The sequence below is a fragment of the Streptomyces sp. NBC_00996 genome (assembly GCF_045162675.1).
Taxonomy (GTDB): Bacteria; Actinomycetota; Actinomycetes; order Streptomycetales; family Streptomycetaceae; genus Streptomyces.
Map to the genome: position 1 here is coordinate 8,509,700 of NZ_CP108723.1, position 20,691 is coordinate 8,530,390.

A 20,691-nucleotide genomic window follows, 5' to 3' on the forward strand; every position below is an offset into this window, starting at 1 on the left:
AACAGGCCCTCATGCGGCGGAAGTCACCGCCCAGCCGCATACCTCCGGGCTACACCCCGGCCCGCTCGCCCTCCCGGGCCGCCGGCGGCAACACGGCCTCCGGCGTCTCGTCGTGCGTGAGGTCGGGCAGCCGGTTCAGCCACTTGGGCAGATACCAGTTGCGCTCGCCGAGCAGGGCCATCACGGCGGGGAGCAGCACACCCCGGATGATCGTCGCGTCGATGAGCACCGCGGCGGCCAGGCCCACACCCATCTGCTTCATGGACTGCATGGACAGTGTCCCGAAGATCGCGAAGACGGCGACCATGATGACCGCGGCGCTGGTGACGACACCGGCCGTGGTGACCACCCCGTGCCGGATCGCGTCCTTGGTGCTGCGGCCGCGCAGCCGCGCCTCACGAATCCGCGAGACCACGAACACGTGGTAGTCCATCGAGAGCCCGAAGAGGATCACGAAGAGGAACAGCGGCAGCCAGGTGATGATGGCGCCGACGCCCTCCGCGCCCACCAGGGACGCGCCCCAGCCGTGCTGGAAGACGGCCACGAGGATGCCGTATGCCGCGCCCACCGACAGCAGGTTCAGCACGATCGAGGTGATCGCGACCGTCAGCGAGCGGAAGGAGAGGAGCATCAGCAGGAAGGCGAAGACCACGACGAACGCGAAGACCGGGAGGACGGCGCCGCCGAGCTGGTCGTTGAAGTCGTGCGATCCTGCGACCTGTCCGGTGATCGGCGCCTGGACGCCGTCGACCTTGCCGAGGGTGGCGGGCCGCACCTGGTCGCGCAGCTTCTCCAGGCTCGCCCCGGCCTTGTCCAGGTCGGAGCCGCCGACCAGCGGCACGTAGACGTAGGCGATGTTCTGCGCGTCGTGCAGCTTGATCTCGACCGGGCCGCGCGAGGCGCCCGAGCTGATCGCCCGCGCCTTGAAGTCGGCGAGGGCGCTCTTCACCTCGGGGGCGTTGATGTCCTTCGCCTTGACGACCACTTCGGCCGGCTCGGAGCCACCCGGGAAGGCGTCGTTGACGCGGTTGTACGTCTGCACGATCGGCAGCGAGTCGCCGAACTCCTGGTCCAGCGTGAGGTTCTGGGTCTTCATGCCGATCGCAGGAGCCGCGATCGCCAGCAGCGTGCCGGCCGCCACGAGGACGGAGACCAGCGGCTTGGCGAGCACGCCCCGCAGGACGGCGGTCCAGAAGCGGCTCTCCCCGTTGGTGCGGGCGGCGCGGCGCTCCATGGCCTTGCGCAGGAACGGAATCCGGCCCTTCTCGACCCGCTCGCCCAGCAGCGAGAGCAGCGCGGGCAGCACGGTCACCGACCCGACCATGGCAACGGCCACGACCATCAGCGAGGCCAGGCCCATCGCCTCGAACTCGGCGAGCCCGGTGAAGAGCATGCCCGCCATCGCCACGCACACCGTGACACCGGAGACGATGATCGCGCGGCCACTGGTCGCGGCGGCGACCCGCAGGGCCGTCTGGGCGTCACGCCCGGCCGCGCGTTCCTCGCGCTCACGGCGCAGATAGAACAGGCAGTAGTCGACGCCGACGGCCAGACCGACCAGCAGCATTACGGAGTTGGCGGTGTCGCTCATCGGCATCACATGGCTGACGACGCCCATCAGGCCCATCGTCGCCATGATCGCGGTGATCGCGAGCGCCACCGGGAGCAGCGCCGCCACCAGCGCGCCGAAGGCGATCAGCAGAATGCCGAGGGCAACCGGCACCGCGGAGAGTTCGGCCTTCTGGAAGTCGTCCCCGAACGCGTCGTCGAACGTCTTCATCATGCTGGCGCCGCCGATCTCCTCGATCCGCAGCCCCGAGTGGTCCTTCTGCACGCCCTTGACGGCGTTCAGTACGGGCTCGACCCGGTCGCCCGCGGTCTCCGAGTCGCCGCGCATGTCGAACTGCACGAGCGCGCTGCGGCCGTCCTTCGAGATCGTCTTCGTGTCGTACGGCGACGTCACGTCCGTGACCTTGCCGGTGCCCTCGACCGCCTTGACGACGGCGACGACGGCGCTCTTGAACTCGGCGTCCGTGGCCTTGGTGTTCGCGTCCTTCGCCTGGATCAGGACGGTCTCACTGGCCGGCTCCTCGATGTCGGCGTCCTCGATGATCTTGGCGGCGGTGTGCGTCTCGCCCTTGAGCTGGTCGCTCTCCTTGACATCGACGCGGCCCGCCGCCGAGCCGAGCCCCATCGCCAGGACGACGAACAGCACCCAGATTCCGACGGCCGCCCATCGGTGCCGGGCGCTCCAGCCGCCTGCCCGGGCGGCGATGCCCCGCACCCGTGTATCTCCGTTCCCCATGACGGGCCAGCCCCCTTGTGCGCGGTGACAGCCCCCTGCCGCCACCTTTCGTTATGAAGGTATGGGCCGGACAAGAAGGTCTCGTCGTGCTGCCTGGTGAACCCCCGAGGGCTCGACTCCTCCCCTCGGACCCCGGGGTCTCCGCACTGGGGAGGATGGAAGCCCCTTACACGTAACGAGACTTCTCGGGGATGTGGATCAGGGTGTCCGTTCTGTCGGGTGGAGTCCTCTATATTATTTCGAAGGGTTGTTGATTAAGTCACAGCTCTATGTAGGTGTTGAACTGTGCGGGCCGATCGGACAGTGTTTCGTGCCAACCCGCAGGTAACTTTCGGCGCGGGCCGCGGCCGTCGCGCTCACCCCCACGGGGCGCGACGGCCGCTTTATGGTGTGCGGATGACGACGACGTACGCGGCGCTGCTGCGCGGGATCAATGTGGGTGGCGCCAAGAAGGTGCCGATGGCCGAGCTGCGCACCCTGATAGAGGGGCTCGGCCTGACCGATGTACGCACCTATCTCCAGAGCGGCAACGCGGTGTTCAGCAGCGACCACGGCGACGAGGAGTCCCTCGCCGCGGAGCTCGCCCGAGCGATCGAGAAGCACTTCGGCTTCACCGTCGGCGTGCTGGTGCGCGACCATGCCTATCTGAAGGCCGTGCGGGAGGCGTGCCCGTTTCCGGCCGCCGAACTGGAGGCCAAGCAATTGCACGCCACCTACTTCTCCGGACCCGTCGACGACGAGCGCTTCGCCTCGGTCGATCAATCGGCCTTCCTGCCGGAGGAGTTCCGCCTCGGCGACCGGGTCCTGTACCTCTATGCCCCCGACGGCCTGGGACGCTCCAAGCTGGCGGCGACGCTGTCGAAGCCGCGACTGCTGAAGGGCATCACCGCCACCTCCCGCAACTGGAACACCGTCGTCAAACTGGAGGAGATGACCGGTGCTTGAGCCCAACGCCCCGGTCGAGGCCGCCATCGAGGGCGAACTGCGTCTGCTCGACCCGGAGATCCGCCGCTCGCCCGAACTCGTCGGCGCGCTCCTGCACGCCGACTTCCACGAGTTCGGCGCTTCGGGGCGGATCTGGGACCGCGCCTCGATCATCGCCACGCTGGCCGGCGAGACCGAACCCGGGGCCCGGCCCGCCACCACCTCCCGCATCAAGGGCGTCCAGCTCGCGCCCGACCTGGTCCACCTCACCTTCGACACCGACAACAACGGCCGTCGGGCGCACCGGAGTTCACTGTGGCGGCTCACCGAGAAGGGATGGCTGCTGCACTTCCACCAGGGGACGCTGTACGACTCCGACGCAGCGTGACCTTTCGTACGCCGGCGTAGGTCGTGTACGAGGTGATCTCGTCCGGGACAGTGAGGCGCGGATCCTCGTACAGCCGTCGCACCTCGTCCTCGGATCGGGTCGCCGCGACGGTGTCGGCCAGCGCGATGTCGTCCTCGGTGAGGGCCGCGTCGTCGAGAATCTCGGGGCCCCAGCCGTCCCAGGGGAGCACTTCGACGCCGTTGAGGGCGGCCAGATCGTGCAGGACGTTGCCCCGCACGAACCAGAGGCCCGCGAGGCGGAGCCGGCTGACTCCGAAGGCGGCGGGGTCGGCGCGCCCGGCCCGGCACTCCCGCCAGGCCTGCCCCGCCACCACGAACCGGTCTCTCGGCACGTCCAGTGGGTCGAAGTCCACGTCATAGGGGCCGTACGCGATCTGCGCGTCCGTGAGCCGCCAACCGCCGTCCGGAAGGCGGTACTCGGTGACCCAGTGGTCCTCGTGGAAGCCCTCGGTGAAGTACGTGGCGAAACCGCAGCGCAGCCGGGCCGGTGTGCCCGTCGCCCGCAGCAGCGAGCACAGCAGCAGGGAGAAGTCGCGGCAGGTACCGACGAACCGTTCGTCCGGCTCCCGCCGCCGGGTCAGGGGCCGCTCGGCGCGCTCCCGCAGGATCCGCAGCACTTCCGTCACGTACCGTGACTCGGCGTCCCCGGCCAGTCGGGGCTCGGGGATGGCGTATGCGAAGAGTTCACCCTCGCCCCGGTGGATGAGCACATCCCTTACGACATGGGCGAGCGCGCCGAGATCCCTGGAAAGCCCGCTCACGTCGAGGTCACCGGGATCGCTGTACGCGCTCTGTGTCAGATAGATGTCCATGCCTCGGACCCTCGGGCCTGCCCCAGGGGCAAGGTCGAGCCAGGGCGTCCGGGCGGGCCATGTTCTCGTCCGCGAGGCGCACGGCGCCCGCGTCGGTAGGACACCGCCCACGCGGTGTACGGGGGTGGCCTCCGCCGATGCCGTGTACGGGTCGGCCGAACACCTTCGCGAGCGCAGGGAAGCCGGGTCGCTGTCGGTGGCGGAGCTGGTGCGGCTCGCCGACGAGGCGGTGGCCTCGTACGACGCGGCCGCCACGACTGCTGAATGAGCCCCCTTCGTGAGGTGTCGCGTTTCTTCAAGAGTGCCGGGCACGCCGCTCCTACCGTGAGGTGCATGAAGAACGACGACATGCACTCGTACATGAGCGAATGCGCCGCCGAGGCAGCGCGTGTCGCGCGCGGCGTCACGGTGGAGCAGCTGAACGGGCCCACCCACTGCCCTGGCTGGGACGTCCGCACCCTGGTCAACCACTGGGTCCTCTACACCTCGCACGGCCTGGAGCACCGGGCGCTGCGCAAGCAGCTCTCCGAGGAGCTGACCGGGCGTGACTTCACGGCCGGCCCCGACTGGGCCGAGGCGTACGCGGCTCAGCTCGACCGCGCCGTCGCCGCCTGGGACGAACCGGCCGTATGGGAGGGCGAGGTCGACCTCGGGATGGCGAAGATGCCTGCCGCCGAACTCGCCTCGATGATCATCAAGGAGACGGCCGTCCACGGCTGGGACGTCGCGACCGCCACCGGTCAGGAGTACCGCATCTCGGACGCCGCCGCCCGGCTCGTCCTGGACGTGGTCGACACGCACGGCGAGCTCTACCGCCAGTACGACGGCTTCGCCGCCCCGGTTCCGGTGCCGGACGACGCGCCTGTCTTCGAGCGCGCCCTCGCCCACAGCGGCAGGGATCCGCGTCTGGCCCAGGTTGAATTGGACCATTGATACCGGGAAGAATTGGACCATGTTTCTGTGCCATTGAGTGGCTAGGCTCGACGGCATGACGAACACATCGCCCACTCGCGTCGACTTCTACTTCGACCCCGCCTGCCCTTTCGCCTGGATCACCTCCCGCTGGATGCTGGAGGTCGAGCGGCAGCGGCCGCTCGACCTCCGCTTTCATCCGATGAGCCTGTACCTGCACAATGCCGACAACGAACTCCCCGACTGGTACCGGGAGTTGGTCGACAAGTCCATCGGCCCCGTGCGGGTCGCGGTGGCGGCCGCCGAGCGGCACGGCGAGAAGGTGCTGCGCGACCTCTACACGGCCTTCGGCACCCGCATCCACGAGCGCAGGGCCGAGGACTTCGACGCCGTCGTGGCCGACTCCCTGGCCGAACTCGGTCTCCCGGCCGAACTGGCCGAAGCGGCACATGACGTGTCGTACGACGAGGCGGTGCGCCGGAGACATGACGCGGGCAAGGAACGCGACTCCGACGCCTATGTGGGGACACCGACCATCCACGTCGAGGGAACGGTGTGGTTCGGTCCGGTGCTGCGGGCCGTTCCGCGCGGCGAGAAGGCGGCGGAGCTCTTCGACAGTTTCCGCGTCCTCGCCGCAAACCCGGACTTCTTCGAGCTCAAGCGGACCCGGACCGGCGGGCTGTCGTTCGACTGAACGATGGTCTGGAATCTGAACGCTGCTCGGATGAATCACCGCCCGAGAGAAGGGACTTGCGTCGTTCTTTGCATCAGTTGTACGTCGACGGGGTGCGCGCCCAGCGGGCCCGCGGCGCCGTCCCCGTCCGCCTCACCCAGACCGCCGTCGGCTACACGGCGTCCTCCGACACGCTCGCCCACTGGCGGCACCCGTCCGACGCCGAGTTCGTCTACACCAGCGGCGAGGCCCTCTGGAACATCGAGCGCAACGGGCTCGGCCAGTGGACCGAGCCGCGCTGCCGTATCGCCGCCGCCGAGGGCACCACGATCATGATGGTCCAGCCGTGTTGGGACAACTCCAACAAGCGGGTCGAGTTCCCCGACATCCCCGGCCGTACCGTCAGCATGGTCGGCCCGGGCCATCTCACCAACAGCGGCAGGGCGACGTACATCGAGAACGCGTACGAACTCCTGGACCAGCCCGGTGAGTGGTATCTCGACGGCGCCGCGCACCGCGTCTACTACCTGCCGCGCAAGGGCGAGAACCTGGCCCGGGCGGATGTCGAGGCGGCGCAGGCCGAGAAGCTGATCGACGGACAGGGGACCGCCTCCGCTCCCGTCCACGACATCGCCTTCCGTGGGCTGCAGTTCAGCTATGCCACCTGGCTCACGCCGTCCCGGCCCGAGGGCTTCTCCGAGATCCAGGCGGGCTACACCCCCACCCCGCACGTGCCCGGGGGCGGCCGACGGTGCCGTCAGGCGCCGACGGCCGCCGGCGTCGGTACGCGCGCCTCGTCGTACCGCTCCAGCAGGACGCGCGCCACCTCCGGCGCTGGACCGAGCACATCGGCCAGTACATCGGCCTCGGCGGCCCCCCGCGCGATACGGTCCGGCAGGAAGCCGGGCGCGAGGACGTAGGGGGCGACCGCGACGCGTGCGCAGCCGAGGGCGCGCAGCTCGCGCACGGCGTCCTCGGTGCGCGGAAGGGAGGCGGAGGCGAACGCAGGTCGCACGGCGCACCAGCCGGTGTGCCGCCACTCCCGCGCGATTTCAGCGATCACTGCGATCGCCTCCGGGTCTGTGGACCCCGCCGAGGCCAGCACGACCCCGGTCGAGGACTTGTCGGCGGGGGTCAGCCCCGCCTCGTACAAACGACGTTCCAGCGCGGCGGTCAGCAGGGGGGACGGGCCGAGCACCTCCGCCTGGTGGATGCGCAGTCGCGACGGGGCCTCCCGCAGCACCGCCGGGATGTCCGCCTTCGCGTGGAAGGCGCGGGTCAGCAGCAACGGGAGGGCCACCACGTCCCGTACTCCCTCCCGTCGCCCGCCACCACCCCTCCAACGAGGCGCTTCGCGCCGCACCTCCTCTGCCAGGGACTCCAGCACCCCCCGCACCGAGGGGATGTTGAAGTCGAGGAAGCCGGTCTCCACGCGCAGGCCGGGGCGCTGGGCCCGGACCCGCCGCACCAGGGCATCCACCGTCGCGGCATGGCGCGGATCGCGGCTGCCGTGGGCGATGACCAGAAGGACCGGCTGACTCATGACGGGCTCAGCTCTTCACCAGGAGACCGCGGCTGCGCAGTACCCACCGCTCCACCGGGGTGAAGATGAGCAGGTCGATGGCGATGCCGACGAACAGGATCAGGAAGATGGCGAGGAAGACCATCGGCATGGAGCTGGCGTTGCGGCCGTTCTCCAGCAGCTGGCCGAGGCCCACGCCCAGGTCGGGGGAGGAGGCGATGATCTCCGCCGCCATCAGGGACCGCCAGGAGAACGCCCAGCCCTGCTTCAGACCGGCCAGATAGCCGGGCAGCGCGGCCGGCATGACGATGTGCCAGGTCCCGCGCAGGCCCGTCGCCCCCATCGTGCGGCCCGCCCGCAGGAAGAGCGGGGGCACCTGGTCGACGCCCGACACCAGGCCGTTGGCGATCGACGGGACGGCGCCGAGCAGGATCACCGCGTACATCATCGAGTTGTTCAGGCCCAGCCAGATCACGGCCGGCGGGACCCACGCCACTGAGGGCAGGGACTGCAGGCCCGAAAGGATCGGGCCGATCGCGGCGCGGACGAACTTCACGCGGGCCACCAGCAGGCCCAGCGGGGTGCCGATCGCCAGGGCGAACAGGAAGCCGAGCAGACCGCGCGAGACGCTGGTCCAGATGTAGTCGAGCAGCGTGCCCTGCAGCCAGGCGTTCTGGACCTCGTTCCATACGTCGGACGGCGAGGGCAGCTTGGTCGGGTCGTCGACGATCTTGAACGTGATCAGCGCCTGCCAGGCCACCAGGACCACCGCGAAGGCGACGAGCGGCGGCAGCACCTTCTGCCGGAACGTCGTGCCGAAGGACCTGCGGCCGGCGGCGGAGGACTCCAGCGCGTCGAGTCCCGCCTCCAGACCGCCCAGCTCGACGTTGTCCTTGACGGCTGCGCCGGCCTTCGTCTCAGTGCTGGCCATGGCGGCGGATCTCCCCACGCAGTTGTTCGGTGATCTCGATGGACAGTTCCGCCACGGGGGCGTCCTCGATGCGGCGCGGCTGCGGAATGTCCACGGTCCACTCGCGCGCGATCCGCCCGGGACGGGAGGACAGCAGGATCACGCGCTGCGCGAGCCGCACCGCCTCGCGCACGTTGTGCGTGACGAAGAGGACGGACAGGCCCGTCTCGCTCCAGATCCGGGTCAGTTCGTCGTGGAGCATGTCCCGGGTGATGGCGTCCAGCGCCGCGAACGGCTCGTCCATCAGCAGGATCTGGCTGTCCTGCGCGAGCGCCCGGGCCATCGCGACCCGCTGGCGCATACCACCGGAGAGCTCGTGCACGCGCTTGCCGTACGCGCCCTTGAGCCGTACGAGTTCGAGCAGCTCCTCGGCCTTGCCGCGCCGATCGGCCTTCGGAACTCCCCTGAGCTTCAGGGCGAGTTCGATGTTCTTGCCCGCGGTCAGCCACGGGAAGAGGGCATGCTCCTGGAACATCAGGGCAGGGCGCCCGTGTGTCGTGATGTTGCCCGCGGTCGGGGCGTCGAGGCCCGCGACCAGGTTGAGCAGCGTCGACTTGCCGCAGCCCGAGGCCCCCAGGAGGGTGACGAACTCGCCGGGCGCGACATCGAGGGTGATGTCGTCCAGGACGAGCTGCTGCCCGGCGGGACCGGCGAAGGACTTCGAGACGTGCTCGATGCGCGCCGCGTACTCGACCGACGTCGTGGCGTCGGCGGCCTTGGCGAAGGCCGTGGCCATGGTCGTCACCTCCTGGGAACTCATCGGGATCCGGGCTTACTTGACGCCGAGACCGGCGTCGTCGACCGTGCTCTCGCCCGCGCCCTTGAGGACCTTGTTCAGGAGCGTGAGGTCGTAGATGCCCGTCAGGTCGGGCTTCTCCAGCAGACCCGCCTTCACCGCGTGCTCCGCCTCGGTGTTGAGGGTGGCGGCCAGCGGGTCATTGGTGATCTGGATGGACTTCCAGGCCGGGGCGAGGACGTTGGCCGGGAGCGCCTTGCCGGAGTCCGACTCCAGCTGCTTGTTCGCCGCGGCCTTCGCCTCGTCCGAATTGGCGTTGATCCACTTGTTGGTCTCGACCGAGGCCTTCAGCACGGCTTCGACGGCCTTCGGGTGCTCCTTCAGGAAGCTCTGCCGCACGATGATGTTCGTGATCACGAACTTCTTGTCGGGCCACAGCGTCGACTCGTCGAGCAGTTCCTTGCCGCCCTCGGCGACCAGCTTGGACGCGGTCGGCTCCGGCACCCAGGCGCCGTCGATGGAGCCGGACTTGTAGGCGTCCGGGGTGATCTTGTTGTCCGTGCGGACGACCGAGACGTCACCCTTGCCGCTCTGCGCGTCGACCTTCCAGCCCTGGTCCGCGATCCAGTTGAGGAACGCGACGTCCTGCGTGTTGCCCAGCTGCGGGGTCGCGATCTTCTTGCCCTTGACGTCCTTCAGGGACTTGATCTTCTGCGGGTTGACCACGAGCTTCACACCGTCGGACGCCGAACCGCCGATGATGCGCAGGTTCTTGCCGTTGGACTTGGTGAAGCCGTTGATGGCCGGCGAGGGGCCGATCCAGCCGATGTCGATGGAGCCCGAGTTCAGCGCCTCGATCTCGGAGGGCCCGGCGTTGAAGGTCTGGTACTTCGCCTCGGTGGCACCGAGCTCCCTCTGGAAGAAGCCCTTCTGGTTGCCGACCAGCGCGGTGGCGTGGGTCAGGTTGCCGAAGTAGCCGATCTTCACGGAGTCCAGTCCGTCGATCTTCTTCGCACCGGCGGCGACCTTCGCCTTGGTGTCGTCCTTCGCCTCGGAGCCGTAGCTGCAGGCGGCGAGGGCGACGAGGGGAAGTGCCACGGCGGCGGCTAGGCCGCGACGGACAAGGCTGGAGCGGATGGCAGGCACGGGAGGTGTTCCTCTCGTTGGCCCGGCGGTCACGATCTCTCAGGTCGTGGCCGGGAAGTCGGCAGGTCTTCGTTTTCGCAGGCGGCGGGGGGCGAGGGCGCGCAGGCAGTGCGCGTACGTCATCGCGCACATCGCGCCACTCCGCCCTGCCCGCTGCCGAGGGCGCCGCTGCCGACGCGGCCGCCCTCTTTCGCGAACGTGGAGTAGATGTCGCTGGACGGCATGTCAGAAGTCCCACCCGTCGTCGTCGCCCTCGTCCTTGACCGGCTCCGGCGACGCGAACGACTCGCCGACCATGCCCGCGGTGAGCGTGGTGCCGTCGGCCGGGTCGATCAGGATGAACGCGCCGGTGCGGCGGGAGTCGGCGTACGAGTCGAGCGGCAGCGGCTCGGCGGTACGGATCTTGACGCGGCCGATGTCGTTGGCGACCAGCCGGCCCGGGTGCGGGTGCAGGGAGAGGTCGTCCAGCGTCAGCCGGGACGGGATGTCCTTGACGATCGCCTTGACCGTGCGGGTGCCGTGCTTGAGCAGCACGCGGTGGCCGACGGTGAGTGGCTGGTCGGCCACATGGCAGACGGTCGCCTCGACATCCTGCGTGGTCGGAGGCGCGTCCTTGCTCGGGACGATCAGGTCGCCGCGCGAGATGTCGATGTCGTCCTCCAGCAGGAGGGTCACCGACTGCGGGGTCCAGGCCACGTCGACCGGCTTGCCCAGCAGGTCGATTCCGGCGATCTTCGACGTACGACCGGAGGGCAGGACCGTGACCTCGGAGCCGACGCGGAAGGTGCCGGCCGCGATCTGACCGGCGTAACCCCGGTAGTCGGGGTGCTCGGCGGTCTGCGGGCGGATCACGTACTGCACGGGCAGCCGCGCGTGGCAGTGCGCCAGGTCGTGGCTGACCGGCACGGTCTCCAGGTGCTCCAGGACCGTCGGACCGCCGTACCAGTCCATGTTCGCGGAGGCTTCCACCACGTTGTCACCGGCGAGCGCCGAGATCGGGATCGCGGTGATCTCGGGGACGCCCAGCTCGGAGGCGTACGCCGTGAACTCCTCGGCGATCGCGGCGAAGACGGGCTCCTGGTAGTCGACGAGGTCCATCTTGTTGACCGCGAGGACCACGTGCGGGACGCGCAGCAGCGCGGCGACGGCGGCGTGCCGGCGGGTCTGCTCGATGACGCCGTTGCGCGCGTCCACGAGGACGACGGCCAGGTCGGCGGTGGAGGCGCCGGTGACCATGTTCCGGGTGTACTGCACGTGTCCGGGGGTGTCGGCCAGGATGAAGCGGCGGCGTGCGGTGGCGAAGTAGCGGTATGCGACGTCGATGGTGATGCCCTGTTCGCGCTCGGCGCGCAGGCCGTCGGTGAGGAGGGCGAGGTCGGGCGCGTCCTGGCCACGGCTGGCGGAGACGCGCTCGACGGCCTCCAGCTGGTCCGTCAGGACGGACTTGGAGTCGTGCAGCAGACGTCCGACGAGCGTGGACTTGCCGTCGTCGACGGAACCGGCGGTCGCGAAGCGCAGCAGGGTGGTCGCCGACAACTGCTCGACCGACAGGGGCTCGGTGGGTTCGGTGGTGCTGGTCATGTCTAGAAGTACCCCTCGCGCTTGCGGTCTTCCATCGCGGCCTCGGACATCTTGTCGTCGGCGCGGGTGGCGCCCCGCTCGGTGAGTCGGGAGGCGGCGATCTCGGCGATGACGGCGTCCAACGTGGTCGCGTCGGAGTCGACGGCGCCCGTGCAGGACATGTCACCGACGGTCCGGTAGCGGACGAGCCGCTTCTCGACCGTCTCGCCGTCCTTCGGGCCGCCCCACTCACCGGCGGTCAGCCACATGCCGGACCGCTTGAAGACCTCACGGTCGTGCGCGAAGTAGATCTCGGGCAGTTCGATGCCTTCGCGGGCGATGTACTGCCATACATCGAGTTCGGTCCAGTTGGACAGCGGGAAGACGCGGACGTGTTCGCCGGGGGCGTGGCGGCCGTTGTAGAGCTGCCACAGTTCGGGGCGCTGGCGGCGCGGGTCCCACTGGGAGAACTCGTCGCGCAGTGAGAAGACGCGTTCCTTGGCCCGGGCCTTCTCCTCATCGCGGCGTCCGCCGCCGAAGACGGCGTCGAAGCGCTCGGACTGGATCTTCTCGGTGAGCGGCACGGTCTGCAGCGGGTTACGGGTACCGTCCGGGCGTTCGCGCAGCTTGCCCGCGTCGATGTAGTCCTGCACGGAGGCGACGTGCAGACGCAGGCCGTGCTTCTTCACGGTGCGGTCGCGGTACTCGAGGACTTCGGGGAAGTTGTGTCCGGTGTCCACGTGCAGCAGCGAGAAGGGGACCGCCGCGGGGGCGAACGCCTTCAGCGCGAGGTGCAGCATGACGATGGAGTCCTTGCCACCGGAGAAGAGGATCACCGGCCGCTCGAACTCGCCGGCGACCTCGCGGAAGATGTGGACGGCCTCGGACTCCAGCGCGTCCAGATGCGACAGCGCGTACGGGCTGGACTCCTCGGAATCACCGGCTGCCTCGGAGACAGTGGCTGCGGTCGTCATGCGAGACCCCTCTCGGTGAGCAGCGCATGCAGCGCGGCCGCGGACTCCTGCACGGTCTGGGTGTGCGACTCGATCCGCAGATCGGGTGACTCGGGCTCTTCGTAGGGGTCGTCGACGCCGGTGAGGCCGGAAATCTCGCCCGCGGCCTGCTTGGCGTACAGGCCCTTCACATCGCGGACGGAGCAGACCTCGACCGGGGTGGCCACGTGGACCTCGAGGTACGGCGTGCCGCCCTTCTGGTGGCGCCCGCGCACCGCCTCACGGCTGTCCGCGTAGGGGGCGATCACCGGGACGAGCGCCTTGACTCCGTTGCGCGAGAGCAGTTCGGCGAGAAAGCCGATGCGCTGCACGTTCGTGTCGCGGTCCGCGCGCGAGAAGCCGAGACCCGACGAGAGGAACTCGCGGATCTCGTCGCCGTCGAGTACCTCGACGCGGTGTCCGTCCTCGCGCAGCCGGCCGGCCAGCTCGTACGCGATGGTGGTCTTGCCGGCGCTCGGCAGACCCGTGAGCCAGATGGTGGCTCCGGTCGTCACTTGCTGCTCCTGAGAAATCTGAGTGGTCGTGGTCATCCGTGCAGCCCGCACTCGGTCTTCGCGCGGCCCGCCCAGCGGCCGGCGCGCGCGTCCTCGCCCTCCAGCACACGCCGGGTGCAGGGCGCGCAGCCGACGGAGGCGTAACCGTCCATCAGCAGCGGGTTGGTGAGGACCCCGTGCTCGGCGACGTACGCGTCCACGTCGTCCTGCGTCCAGCGGGCGATCGGCGAGATCTTGACCTTCTGCCGCTTCTCGTCCCAGCCGACGACCGGGGTGTTCGCCCGGGTCGGGGACTCGTCGCGGCGCAGCCCGGTCGCCCATGCGTCGTACTTGGTCAGGCCCTCCTCGAGGGGCTTGACCTTGCGCAGCGCGCAGCACAGGTCGGGGTCGCGGTCGTGCAGCTGGGGGCCGTACTCGGCGTCCTGCTCGGCCACCGTCCGGCGCGGGGTGAGCGTGATGACGTTGACGTCCATCACGGCCTCGACCGCGTCGCGGGTGCCGATGGTCTCCGGGAAGTGGTAGCCGGTGTCGAGGAAGACGACGTCCACACCGGGGAACGCGCGGGACGCCAGGTGGGCGACCACTGCGTCCTCCATGGAGGAGGTCACGCAGAACTTCTTGCCGAAGGTCTCGGCCGCCCACCGGAGGATCTCCAGGGCGGACGCGTCCTCGAGGTCGCGCCCCGCCTGCTCGGCGAGGCTCTTCAAGTCCTCGCCCGTACGCTCTTCCTGAATGGTCGTCATATCTCGTCCCCTCCACCTTCAGTACGCCGAACCCCACGGGCGAGCAGCCCGAGGAACTTCAACTGGAAGGCTCGATTGCACGCCGCGCATTCCCACGCGCCGTGGCCCTGCTCGCTCGGACGAAGGTCCTCATCACCGCAGTAGGGGCAGTAGAAGGGGGCGGCCCGCTCGCTCATGACAGCGACTCCTCGTCGGCGCGCGAGGCCCAGGTGGCGAAGCGCTCGCCGTCCTCGCGCTCCTCCTGGAAGCGCTTCAGGACCCGCTCGACATAGTCGGGCAGCTCTTCCGAAGTGACCTTCAGGCCACGGACCTTGCGGCCGAAACCGGCCTCCAGGCCGAGCGCTCCGCCGAGGTGCACCTGGAAGCCCTCGACCTGCTCGCCCTGGTCGTTGAGGACCAGCTGGCCCTTGAGACCGATGTCCGCGACCTGGATACGGGCGCAGGCGTTCGGGCAGCCGTTGATGTTGATGGTGATGGGCTCGTCGAACTCGGGGATGCGGCGCTCGAGTTCGTCGATCAGCGAGGCACCGCGCGCCTTGGTCTCGACGATGGCGAGCTTGCAGTACTCGATGCCGGTGCAGGCCATCGTGCCGCGCCGGAAGGGCGAAGGCTTGACGGTCAGGTCGAGGGCTTCGAGGCCCTCCACCAGCGAGTCGATCTGCTCCTGCTCGACGTCGAGCACGATCATCTTCTGCTCGACGGTCGTGCGCAGGCGGCCGGAGCCGTGTGCCGCGGCCAGTTCGGCGATCTTCGTGAGGGTCGCGCCGTCCACGCGGCCCACGCGCGGGGCGAAGCCGACGTAGTAGCGGCCGTCCTGCTGCCGGTGCACACCGACGTGGTCGCGCCAGCGGGCGACCGGCTGGTCGGGCGCCGGGCCGTCGACGAGCTTCCGCTGCAGGTACTCGTCCTCCAGGACCTGACGGAACTTCTCGACACCCCAGTCGGCGACCAGGAACTTCAGGCGGGCGCGGGTGCGCAGCCGCCGGTAGCCGTAGTCGCGGAAGATCGAGAGGATGCCCACGTGGACGTCCGGGACCTCGTCCAGCGGGACCCAGGCGCCGAGGCGCTGACCGATCTTCGGGTTGGTGGAGAGGCCGCCGCCGACCCAGACGTCGAAGCCGGGCCCGTGCTCGGGGTGGTTCACGCCGACGAACGCGACGTCGTTGATCTCGTGCGCCACGTCGAGGAGCGGCGAGCCGGAGACCGCGGTCTTGAACTTGCGGGGCAGGTTCGAGAAGTCCTTGTTGCCGATGATCCGGCGGTGGATCTCGTCGATGGCCGGGGTGCCGTCGATGATCTCGTCCTCGGCGATCCCGGCGACGGGCGAGCCGAGGATGACGCGGGGCGTGTCACCGCAGGCCTCGGTCGTGGACAGGCCCACGGCCTCCAGACGCTCCCAGATCTCCGGGACGTCCTCGATGCGGATCCAGTGGTACTGCACGTTCTGCCGGTCGGTGAGGTCGGCGGTGCCGCGCGCGAACTCCTGAGAGATCTCGCCGATGACGCGCAGCTGATCGGTGGTCAGCCGGCCGCCGTCGATGCGGACGCGCAGCATGAAGTACTTGTCGTCCAGCTCCTCGGGCTCCAGGACCGCGGTCTTGCCGCCGTCGATCCCGGGCTTGCGCTGGGTGTACAGACCCCACCAGCGCATCCGGCCGCGCAGGTCGTTGGGGTCGATCGAGTCGAAGCCCCGCTTGGAGTAGATCGTCTCAATGCGTGTCCGCACATTGAGACCGTCGTCGTCCTTCTTGAACTGTTCGTTGCCGTTGAGCGGGGTGAAGTGACCCACGGCCCACTGACCCTCGCCGCGGTGACGGCTCACCTTGCGGCGGGGCGCGGCGGCGGGATTCTGCGGGGTGGCGGCCATGGTTGCTACGTCCTTCGAGACTGCGGGACAGGTCTGTCAGCGGCTCTGACCTGCGCATACGGGCGCATACGGATGTATGGGCGCGTCACTGCGCAAGGATCGCAAAAGGGAAAGGGTCGGGCGGTGCTGGGCTGGTCAGCTCGCCGGACAGATGGCGCTGGACATGCGGCCGAGGTCGACGTGCCGCCGACTCACCAAGGCAATTCCAGTTCCAGACATGACGGAAGCGTGTCACGTGGATCTCGGGCCAGTCCACCGTCATCCATCATGTGGACACCCTTGTCCCGAATCGTGAGACAAGGGTGTCGTCGGTCACACGGCCGGGCCTCCGACCGTACCGAATCGGGCCATCAGCAGCTCAGACCGCCCGCGCTCCCGGCCACGGGCCCGGCGTGGCCACGTCCGCCTCCTCCTCGACCTTGGTGTCGAAGAGCTTGAAGCCGCGACGCAGGTAGTTGTCCATCGCGTGCTCCCCGTCCTTGCTGCAGGTATGCAGCCAGACCCGCTTGGTCTCGGCCCGCCCCGGCCAGCGGTCGGCCAGGTCCCAGGCCCGCGCGACGCCGTACGAGAGCAGGTGTCCGCCGATGCGGCGTCCCCGGAAGGCGGGGATCAGCCCGAAGTAGACGATCTCCACGACGCCGTCGTCCTGGGGGTCCAGCTCGACATAGCCCGCGGGCGTACCCCTGTCGTAGGCGACCCAGGTCTCCACGCCCGGTCGCTCCAGCGACTCCAGCCACTGCGCGTACGTCCAGCCGAGCCGGTCCGTCCAGCGGATGTCTCCGCCGACCGACGAGTACAGGAAGCGGCTGAACTCGGGCGAGGGGACCTCGGCGCGCACGATCCGGACGTCCCCGTCGGGGCCGATCGCGGGGAGCAGGTCGGTCGGGGCCGTCTGCTCCAGGGACCAGGTGGTCACGGTGAGGTTGCTCATGCGGGCCAGGGAACCATGGGGGCGGGTGCGTCTCCAAAAGCGGCCCACGGGAGATCGCCGGGATCCTTTCCCGGAGGGCCCTCGCAGCTGGGCGTCTGCGCCGGCGAGCCGTCGGCTACTCCAGCGAGCCGTCGACCGAGGACAGCGGGACCGCGTACAGCACCCGCCTCGTTCCCGCGTCGGCCCCTGCCCCGGTCAGCGTCCACAGCTCGTCCGTCTCCTGCCAGTAGGAGAGGGACTCGGCGCCCAGGCCCCAGCACGCGTGCGACCGGTCCGCGGTGCAGGTGGCCGCCTTGGCGCCGTGCTCGGTCTGCCGCCAGAGGGTGTCGTGCTGTGTGCCGTGGTCGGGTGTGTGGCCGACGTACCACTCGGCCTTGCGCGCGCCGCTCGGTGTGCGCGAGAGGGCGCCGGACAGACCGGCGGCCCTCGTCTCGTAGGCCTCGACGGCGTCGACGTACCCCTGGGAGTCGGCGAGCAGGCCCGTACGGTAGGCCGCGGTGCTGTAGGAGTACCGCCAGACTCGGGCCCGCTCCGCACCGTCGGACGTGGACCGCTCGGTCGCGACCAGGCTGTCCGGCGCCGAGGTGCGGTCCAGGGAGAGGGAGCCGAAGCAGGGGACCGTGCGGGCGTCTTCGCCGCCGCATGCGCCGCCGGGCACGTCGTAGGAGCCGATGGCCGGAAGCACGTACTGGTAGCCGTCCGCCGAGTAGCCGCCGCTCACCCTGCCGACGGCGCCGCTGCTCACGTCGGCCTTCAGGATGCGGTGCATGTCGAAGACGAGCAGGCCCGCGCCGTGCGCGGCGGTGACGATCAGTTTGTCCTGGTACCAGACCATGCCGCCCAGGTCGGAGGGGACCGCCGCGAAGTCCTTGCCGCCGTCGCGCGGGGCGACGAGCAGGACCCAGTCGTACGTGAGGGCGTGCGGGTCGGTCGCGTCGACGAAGGCGATCCGGGCGAGGCCCTGGTCCCGGGTCGGCGCGGCGGCCTGGTCGTCGTGGTGCGTCCAGCCGGCCAGGATCACCCGGTGCTCGCCCCAGTGACCGTCGTCGTCCGCGTCGCCCGAAGTGGTGACGGACCGCGGCTGCCACTGCCGGGTCCTCGCGTCACCGCTCTCCCAGCAGTACGCCCGCGTGGCCGTCGGTTCGACCGGAAGCGTGGCGCGCTCGCCGGCGGCGCAGTCGGCCTCGTCGCGCATCGAGCGGTCGGCGCTGCTGAGGACGCCGTCGACACCGACGTTCCCGCCCATGTCCTTGGTGAGCGTGTCGAGGGTGTCCCGGGCGACCAGGTTCTCGTGGAGGCGCAGCTTGCCGGTCGCGGCCGCCGAGGTGAGCGGGGTCAGGCCGCCTGGAGTGCCGCTGCCCGTGGCCTGGGAGGCGCTGATCAGGGTGGCGGCCGCGGTGAGCGCGAGGGCGGTTCCGGCCAGGGTGGCGCGCAGCGCCTGTCCCCTTCTACGACGACGATGCCTGCCGCGGTACTTCATGCGTCCTCCCGAGGAAGGCCAACTGCCTCTCACGCTCCGGGCGTTGACGGAGAGACGGGTGGGGTGGCCTGTGAGGGGATGCTACGGCAGAGACCGGCGGGCCCGGTCGAAGACCCCGGAACACGCTCACGAAATACGCACGTGACGGCACTCGTTGGCCGCGCGAGGGATTCTTTCGCCCCGCCGCCCCTACCCGTCCCGTCCTCCTGGGGCTCCGCCCCAGGGCCCCATCCTGCGGACTGCGCCCCTGGATCCCTGCCCGGGACTGCGCCCCTGGACCCCGCCGGGGGCTGCGCCACTGCCTGGGCGCCTGAACGAGCTTGTGACCTCGGGCCCTGGCTGGGCTGTCCCTGCGGCCTCGCGGGGGTGGCGTGCTCCACGGCCCCCGCCTCGGCTGCGGGGACCGGCCTTTGCCCGGGACTGCGCCCCTGGACCCCGCCGGGGGCTGCGCCACTGCCTGGGCGCCTGAACGAGCTTGTGACCTCGGGCCCTGGCTGGGCTGTGCCCCTTGGGCTCTGTGCTCGGGGTTGTGTTCCCGGGTCCCGGTGAGGGCTGGGCTCCTCGCGGCCCCGCCCCGGCTGCGCCGTCTGGCCCCCCGCACTGGCTGTGCCTGCGGGCCCTCGCCCAGGACCGGCCAGGGGGTGCCCCCAGACTTCGCCCGGCCCAGCCGCCCCCGTTCTCAGACCCCCGACGGTCAGGAGGCCCCCGCCCGCGCACCCACCACCGCCGGTGCCGTGGAATGTGGGAGCAGGTCCAGTGGATCGTCCGGGAGCAGGACCTCGATCTCCACCTCCTCGCGGTAGCGGTAAGGGCGGTGGTCGAGGAGGCCTGTGAGGCGGCGGCGCAGGCGGGAGAGTTCGGCGCGGACGGTCACCGTGCGGGTCGGGTCGTCGAAGAGATCGACCGCGAGTTGGGCCGCGCTGCGGCCGTGGCGGTGCATGGCGAGGACGTAGAGGAGCTCGGCGTGGCGTGGGGTGAGGTCCTGTGCCCAACTGCCCGCCGCGCCGGTGATGGTGGCGCACGGCCGCCGGGGTTGGGTGAGGTCGAGGACCAGGCGGCTCGCGCACCCGGAGGTGTCGGTCTCCGTGACCCGTAGCAGCCAGCCGCCGGGCATCGGCTCCGCGACGCACGTCCCGAGGGAGGGCAGCCAGACCCGGCCCGCGCCGAGGGAGCCGGGCAGCGCGACCCGGTCGACGGGTGGCATCCCCGTGACGGCCGCGAGCCAGCCGTTGGTGTCCACCACCACCGCCTTGCCGCCCAGCCGGCACAGGATGGGCGCGGCCACCGCGCGCAGCCGCTCGATGGCTGTCAGATGCCTGCTGCGCAACTCGCTTTCGGCCAGCCGGGACACCGAGTCGACCAGAGCGAGCGTGGCCGGGTGAAAGGTGCTGTCCGGGCCGCTGACGTCGATGATGCCGAGCAGCCTCCCGTCGCGCGGGTCGTGCACCGGCGCGGCGGCACAGGTCCAGTCGTGCAGCGTGCGCACGAAGTGCTCGGCCGAGTGCACCTGGACCGGCGCCCCCGCCGTCAACGCCGTACCGATCGCGTTGGTGCCCGTCGTGTCCTCGCTCCAGGCGGCGCCCTCCTCCAGACAGATGGTGTCGGCCCGGCGCAGCACCCCCGCGTTGCCCTCCCGCCACAGCACCCGGCCCTCCGGGTCCGTGACCACCATGATCTGCAGGGACGCGTCGGCGACCGAGCCCAGCCCGCCACTGAGGACCGGCATCACCTCGGCGAGGGCGGTGGATGTCCGGCGATGTTCGAGTTCGTCCGTCTGCAACAGCTCGCTGTCCGTGCTTTGTTCGGGATCGACTCCGAAACGTTTCACTCGTTGCCATGACTGACCGATAACAGGCCGGGGAGCGATCGGGGAGCGTTCGCCTCTGAGCGTCGCGGCCCAGGTTTCCTGCAGACGCCGGACCGTTTCGGACGCGTCCGGCGGAGCGAAACGGGCGGGGTTGAACGATGTGGTCTTCACAGGGCACTCCCCAAACCAGTACCGCGTACGAGCAGTGACGCCGCCGTCACTCCACATCGTGCCTGCTCTCGGCCCAGGACACCGGAAGTTCGCACAAGGAGCACAAACGAATGCAACGGTCTGCAACTCTCGCCAACGGTCACAAGGTTCCTTGAAACTGACAACGACGTCGCCTGCGCGGCGTCCGAGCTCCTAGAACGGGGCCGGCAAGCGGGGG

The 20,691-nt window shown here is 69.9% G+C and carries 21 protein-coding genes and 1 pseudogene; 6 read left to right on the top strand and 16 right to left on the bottom strand.

Annotation, left to right across the window (positions count from 1 at the left end; translation table 11 throughout):
- Positions 1-49: 49 nt before the first annotated feature.
- Positions 50-2,305: an MMPL family transporter gene (locus tag OG390_RS39605; protein WP_406174668.1), complete on the bottom strand. Its 2,256-nt coding sequence runs from the start codon at positions 2,303-2,305 to the stop codon at positions 50-52.
- A 396-nt stretch (positions 2,306-2,701) separates the two neighbouring features.
- Here OG390_RS39605 and OG390_RS39610 point away from each other — a divergent pair, with 396 nt between their 5' ends.
- Together OG390_RS39610 and OG390_RS39615 are read left to right on the top strand one after the other, a co-directional pair.
- Positions 2,702-3,250, top strand: a complete 549-nt coding sequence (locus OG390_RS39610; protein WP_406174670.1) for a DUF1697 domain-containing protein — start codon at positions 2,702-2,704, stop codon at positions 3,248-3,250.
- A complete protein-coding gene (locus tag OG390_RS39615) occupies positions 3,243-3,617 on the top strand; it encodes a DUF4440 domain-containing protein (RefSeq protein WP_406174671.1) in 375 nt (124 codons plus the stop codon). Before OG390_RS39610 ends, OG390_RS39615 begins: the two co-directional genes overlap by 8 nt.
- Here the strand turns inward: OG390_RS39615 and OG390_RS39620 are convergent.
- Positions 3,553-4,449 (bottom strand): transglutaminase-like domain-containing protein, encoded by an 897-nt coding sequence (locus tag OG390_RS39620; protein ID WP_406174673.1) that lies wholly within the window; start codon positions 4,447-4,449, stop codon positions 3,553-3,555. The two genes, OG390_RS39615 and OG390_RS39620, sit on opposite strands and share 65 nt — an antisense overlap.
- Positions 4,450-4,573: 124 nt before the next feature.
- On the opposite strand from OG390_RS39620, the gene OG390_RS39625 reads away from it, so the two are divergent.
- The 4 genes and pseudogenes from OG390_RS39625 to OG390_RS39640 form a co-directional block, all read left to right on the top strand.
- Positions 4,574-4,717 carry a hypothetical protein gene (locus OG390_RS39625; RefSeq protein WP_406174675.1) on the top strand — a complete coding sequence of 48 codons (144 nt, stop codon included), beginning with the start codon at positions 4,574-4,576 and terminating at the stop codon, positions 4,715-4,717.
- 65 nt (positions 4,718-4,782) lie between these two features.
- On the top strand, positions 4,783-5,382 hold the full coding sequence (locus OG390_RS39630; RefSeq protein ID WP_406174677.1) for a TIGR03086 family metal-binding protein: 600 nt from the start codon (positions 4,783-4,785) through the stop codon (positions 5,380-5,382).
- 55 nt (positions 5,383-5,437) lie between these two features.
- Positions 5,438-6,055, top strand: a complete 618-nt coding sequence (locus OG390_RS39635) for a DsbA family protein (RefSeq protein WP_406174679.1) — start codon at positions 5,438-5,440, stop codon at positions 6,053-6,055.
- Between the two features lie 386 nt (positions 6,056-6,441).
- Positions 6,442-6,558 (top strand): annotated as a pseudogene (locus OG390_RS39640) (hypothetical protein); the annotation flags it as partial.
- A 233-nt stretch (positions 6,559-6,791) separates the two neighbouring features.
- Here OG390_RS39640 and OG390_RS39645 read toward each other — a convergent pair.
- The 14 genes from OG390_RS39645 to OG390_RS39710 form a co-directional block, all read right to left on the bottom strand.
- On the bottom strand, positions 6,792-7,577 hold the full coding sequence (locus tag OG390_RS39645) for a sirohydrochlorin chelatase (RefSeq protein WP_406174681.1): 786 nt from the start codon (positions 7,575-7,577) through the stop codon (positions 6,792-6,794).
- Between the two features lie 7 nt (positions 7,578-7,584).
- Entirely contained in the window at positions 7,585-8,487 is a 903-nt protein-coding gene (locus OG390_RS39650; RefSeq protein WP_406174682.1) for an ABC transporter permease, read from the bottom strand.
- Positions 8,474-9,262 (bottom strand): ABC transporter ATP-binding protein, encoded by a 789-nt coding sequence (locus OG390_RS39655; protein WP_406178137.1) that lies wholly within the window; start codon positions 9,260-9,262, stop codon positions 8,474-8,476. Before OG390_RS39655 ends, OG390_RS39650 begins: the two co-directional genes overlap by 14 nt.
- Before the next feature lie 36 nt (positions 9,263-9,298).
- Complete coding sequence (locus tag OG390_RS39660; RefSeq protein ID WP_406174684.1) at positions 9,299-10,408, bottom strand: aliphatic sulfonate ABC transporter substrate-binding protein; 1,110 nt, start codon at positions 10,406-10,408, stop codon at positions 9,299-9,301.
- Between the two features lie 225 nt (positions 10,409-10,633).
- On the bottom strand, positions 10,634-11,989 hold the full coding sequence (locus tag OG390_RS39665) for a sulfate adenylyltransferase subunit 1 (RefSeq protein WP_406174686.1): 1,356 nt from the start codon (positions 11,987-11,989) through the stop codon (positions 10,634-10,636).
- A gap of 2 nt (positions 11,990-11,991) precedes the next feature.
- Entirely contained in the window at positions 11,992-12,942 is a 951-nt protein-coding gene (gene cysD, locus OG390_RS39670; RefSeq protein WP_406174688.1) for a sulfate adenylyltransferase subunit CysD, read from the bottom strand.
- Positions 12,939-13,511, bottom strand: a complete 573-nt coding sequence (gene cysC / locus OG390_RS39675) for an adenylyl-sulfate kinase (protein WP_399087797.1) — start codon at positions 13,509-13,511, stop codon at positions 12,939-12,941. The genes cysD and cysC overlap by 4 nt, the downstream gene beginning before the upstream one ends.
- Positions 13,508-14,218, bottom strand: a complete 711-nt coding sequence (locus OG390_RS39680; RefSeq protein WP_406174690.1) for a phosphoadenylyl-sulfate reductase — start codon at positions 14,216-14,218, stop codon at positions 13,508-13,510. Before OG390_RS39680 ends, cysC begins: the two co-directional genes overlap by 4 nt.
- Entirely contained in the window at positions 14,215-14,394 is a 180-nt protein-coding gene (locus OG390_RS39685) for a hypothetical protein (protein WP_406174691.1), read from the bottom strand. Before OG390_RS39685 ends, OG390_RS39680 begins: the two co-directional genes overlap by 4 nt.
- Positions 14,391-16,085 carry a nitrite/sulfite reductase gene (locus OG390_RS39690; protein WP_406174692.1) on the bottom strand — a complete coding sequence of 565 codons (1,695 nt, stop codon included), beginning with the start codon at positions 16,083-16,085 and terminating at the stop codon, positions 14,391-14,393. Before OG390_RS39690 ends, OG390_RS39685 begins: the two co-directional genes overlap by 4 nt.
- 135 nt (positions 16,086-16,220) lie before the next feature.
- A complete protein-coding gene (locus OG390_RS39695) occupies positions 16,221-16,304 on the bottom strand; it encodes a putative leader peptide (RefSeq protein ID WP_309486338.1) in 84 nt (27 codons plus the stop codon).
- A 139-nt stretch (positions 16,305-16,443) separates the two neighbouring features.
- The gene (locus OG390_RS39700; protein WP_406174693.1) at positions 16,444-17,016 is read right to left on the bottom strand and encodes a GNAT family N-acetyltransferase; all 573 of its coding nucleotides are present in this window, start codon (positions 17,014-17,016) and stop codon (positions 16,444-16,446) included.
- Positions 17,017-17,131: 115 nt separating this feature from the next.
- The gene (locus OG390_RS39705) at positions 17,132-18,496 is read right to left on the bottom strand and encodes a hypothetical protein (RefSeq protein ID WP_406174695.1); all 1,365 of its coding nucleotides are present in this window, start codon (positions 18,494-18,496) and stop codon (positions 17,132-17,134) included.
- Between the two features lie 694 nt (positions 18,497-19,190).
- Positions 19,191-20,474 carry a GAF domain-containing protein gene (locus tag OG390_RS39710; protein WP_406174697.1) on the bottom strand — a complete coding sequence of 428 codons (1,284 nt, stop codon included), beginning with the start codon at positions 20,472-20,474 and terminating at the stop codon, positions 19,191-19,193.
- Positions 20,475-20,691: the final 217 nt, after the last annotated feature.

Bases quoted from the DNA above. Each gene is read 5' to 3' on its own strand.
- cysD (WP_406174688.1), bottom strand. From the start codon at position 12,942: ATGACGACCGCAGCCACTGTCTCCGAGGCAGCCGGTGATTCCGAGGAG.
- OG390_RS39690 (WP_406174692.1), bottom strand. From the start codon at position 16,085: ATGGCCGCCACCCCGCAGAATCCCGCCGCCGCGCCCCGCCGCAAGGTG.
- OG390_RS39635 (WP_406174679.1), top strand. From the start codon at position 5,438: ATGACGAACACATCGCCCACTCGCGTCGACTTCTACTTCGACCCCGCC.
- OG390_RS39705 (WP_406174695.1), bottom strand. From the start codon at position 18,496: ATGAAGTACCGCGGCAGGCATCGTCGTCGTAGAAGGGGACAGGCGCTG.
- OG390_RS39650 (WP_406174682.1), bottom strand. From the start codon at position 8,487: ATGGCCAGCACTGAGACGAAGGCCGGCGCAGCCGTCAAGGACAACGTC.
- cysC (WP_399087797.1), bottom strand. From the start codon at position 13,511: ATGACCACGACCACTCAGATTTCTCAGGAGCAGCAAGTGACGACCGGA.
- OG390_RS39685 (WP_406174691.1), bottom strand. From the start codon at position 14,394: ATGAGCGAGCGGGCCGCCCCCTTCTACTGCCCCTACTGCGGTGATGAG.
- OG390_RS39610 (WP_406174670.1), top strand. From the start codon at position 2,702: ATGACGACGACGTACGCGGCGCTGCTGCGCGGGATCAATGTGGGTGGC.
- OG390_RS39620 (WP_406174673.1), bottom strand. From the start codon at position 4,449: ATGGACATCTATCTGACACAGAGCGCGTACAGCGATCCCGGTGACCTC.
- OG390_RS39680 (WP_406174690.1), bottom strand. From the start codon at position 14,218: ATGACGACCATTCAGGAAGAGCGTACGGGCGAGGACTTGAAGAGCCTC.
- OG390_RS39645 (WP_406174681.1), bottom strand. From the start codon at position 7,577: ATGAGTCAGCCGGTCCTTCTGGTCATCGCCCACGGCAGCCGCGATCCG.
- OG390_RS39665 (WP_406174686.1), bottom strand. From the start codon at position 11,989: ATGACCAGCACCACCGAACCCACCGAGCCCCTGTCGGTCGAGCAGTTG.
- OG390_RS39605 (WP_406174668.1), bottom strand. From the start codon at position 2,305: ATGGGGAACGGAGATACACGGGTGCGGGGCATCGCCGCCCGGGCAGGC.
- OG390_RS39630 (WP_406174677.1), top strand. From the start codon at position 4,783: ATGAAGAACGACGACATGCACTCGTACATGAGCGAATGCGCCGCCGAG.
- OG390_RS39655 (WP_406178137.1), bottom strand. From the start codon at position 9,262: ATGGCCACGGCCTTCGCCAAGGCCGCCGACGCCACGACGTCGGTCGAG.
- OG390_RS39695 (WP_309486338.1), bottom strand. From the start codon at position 16,304: ATGTCTGGAACTGGAATTGCCTTGGTGAGTCGGCGGCACGTCGACCTC.
- OG390_RS39700 (WP_406174693.1), bottom strand. From the start codon at position 17,016: ATGAGCAACCTCACCGTGACCACCTGGTCCCTGGAGCAGACGGCCCCG.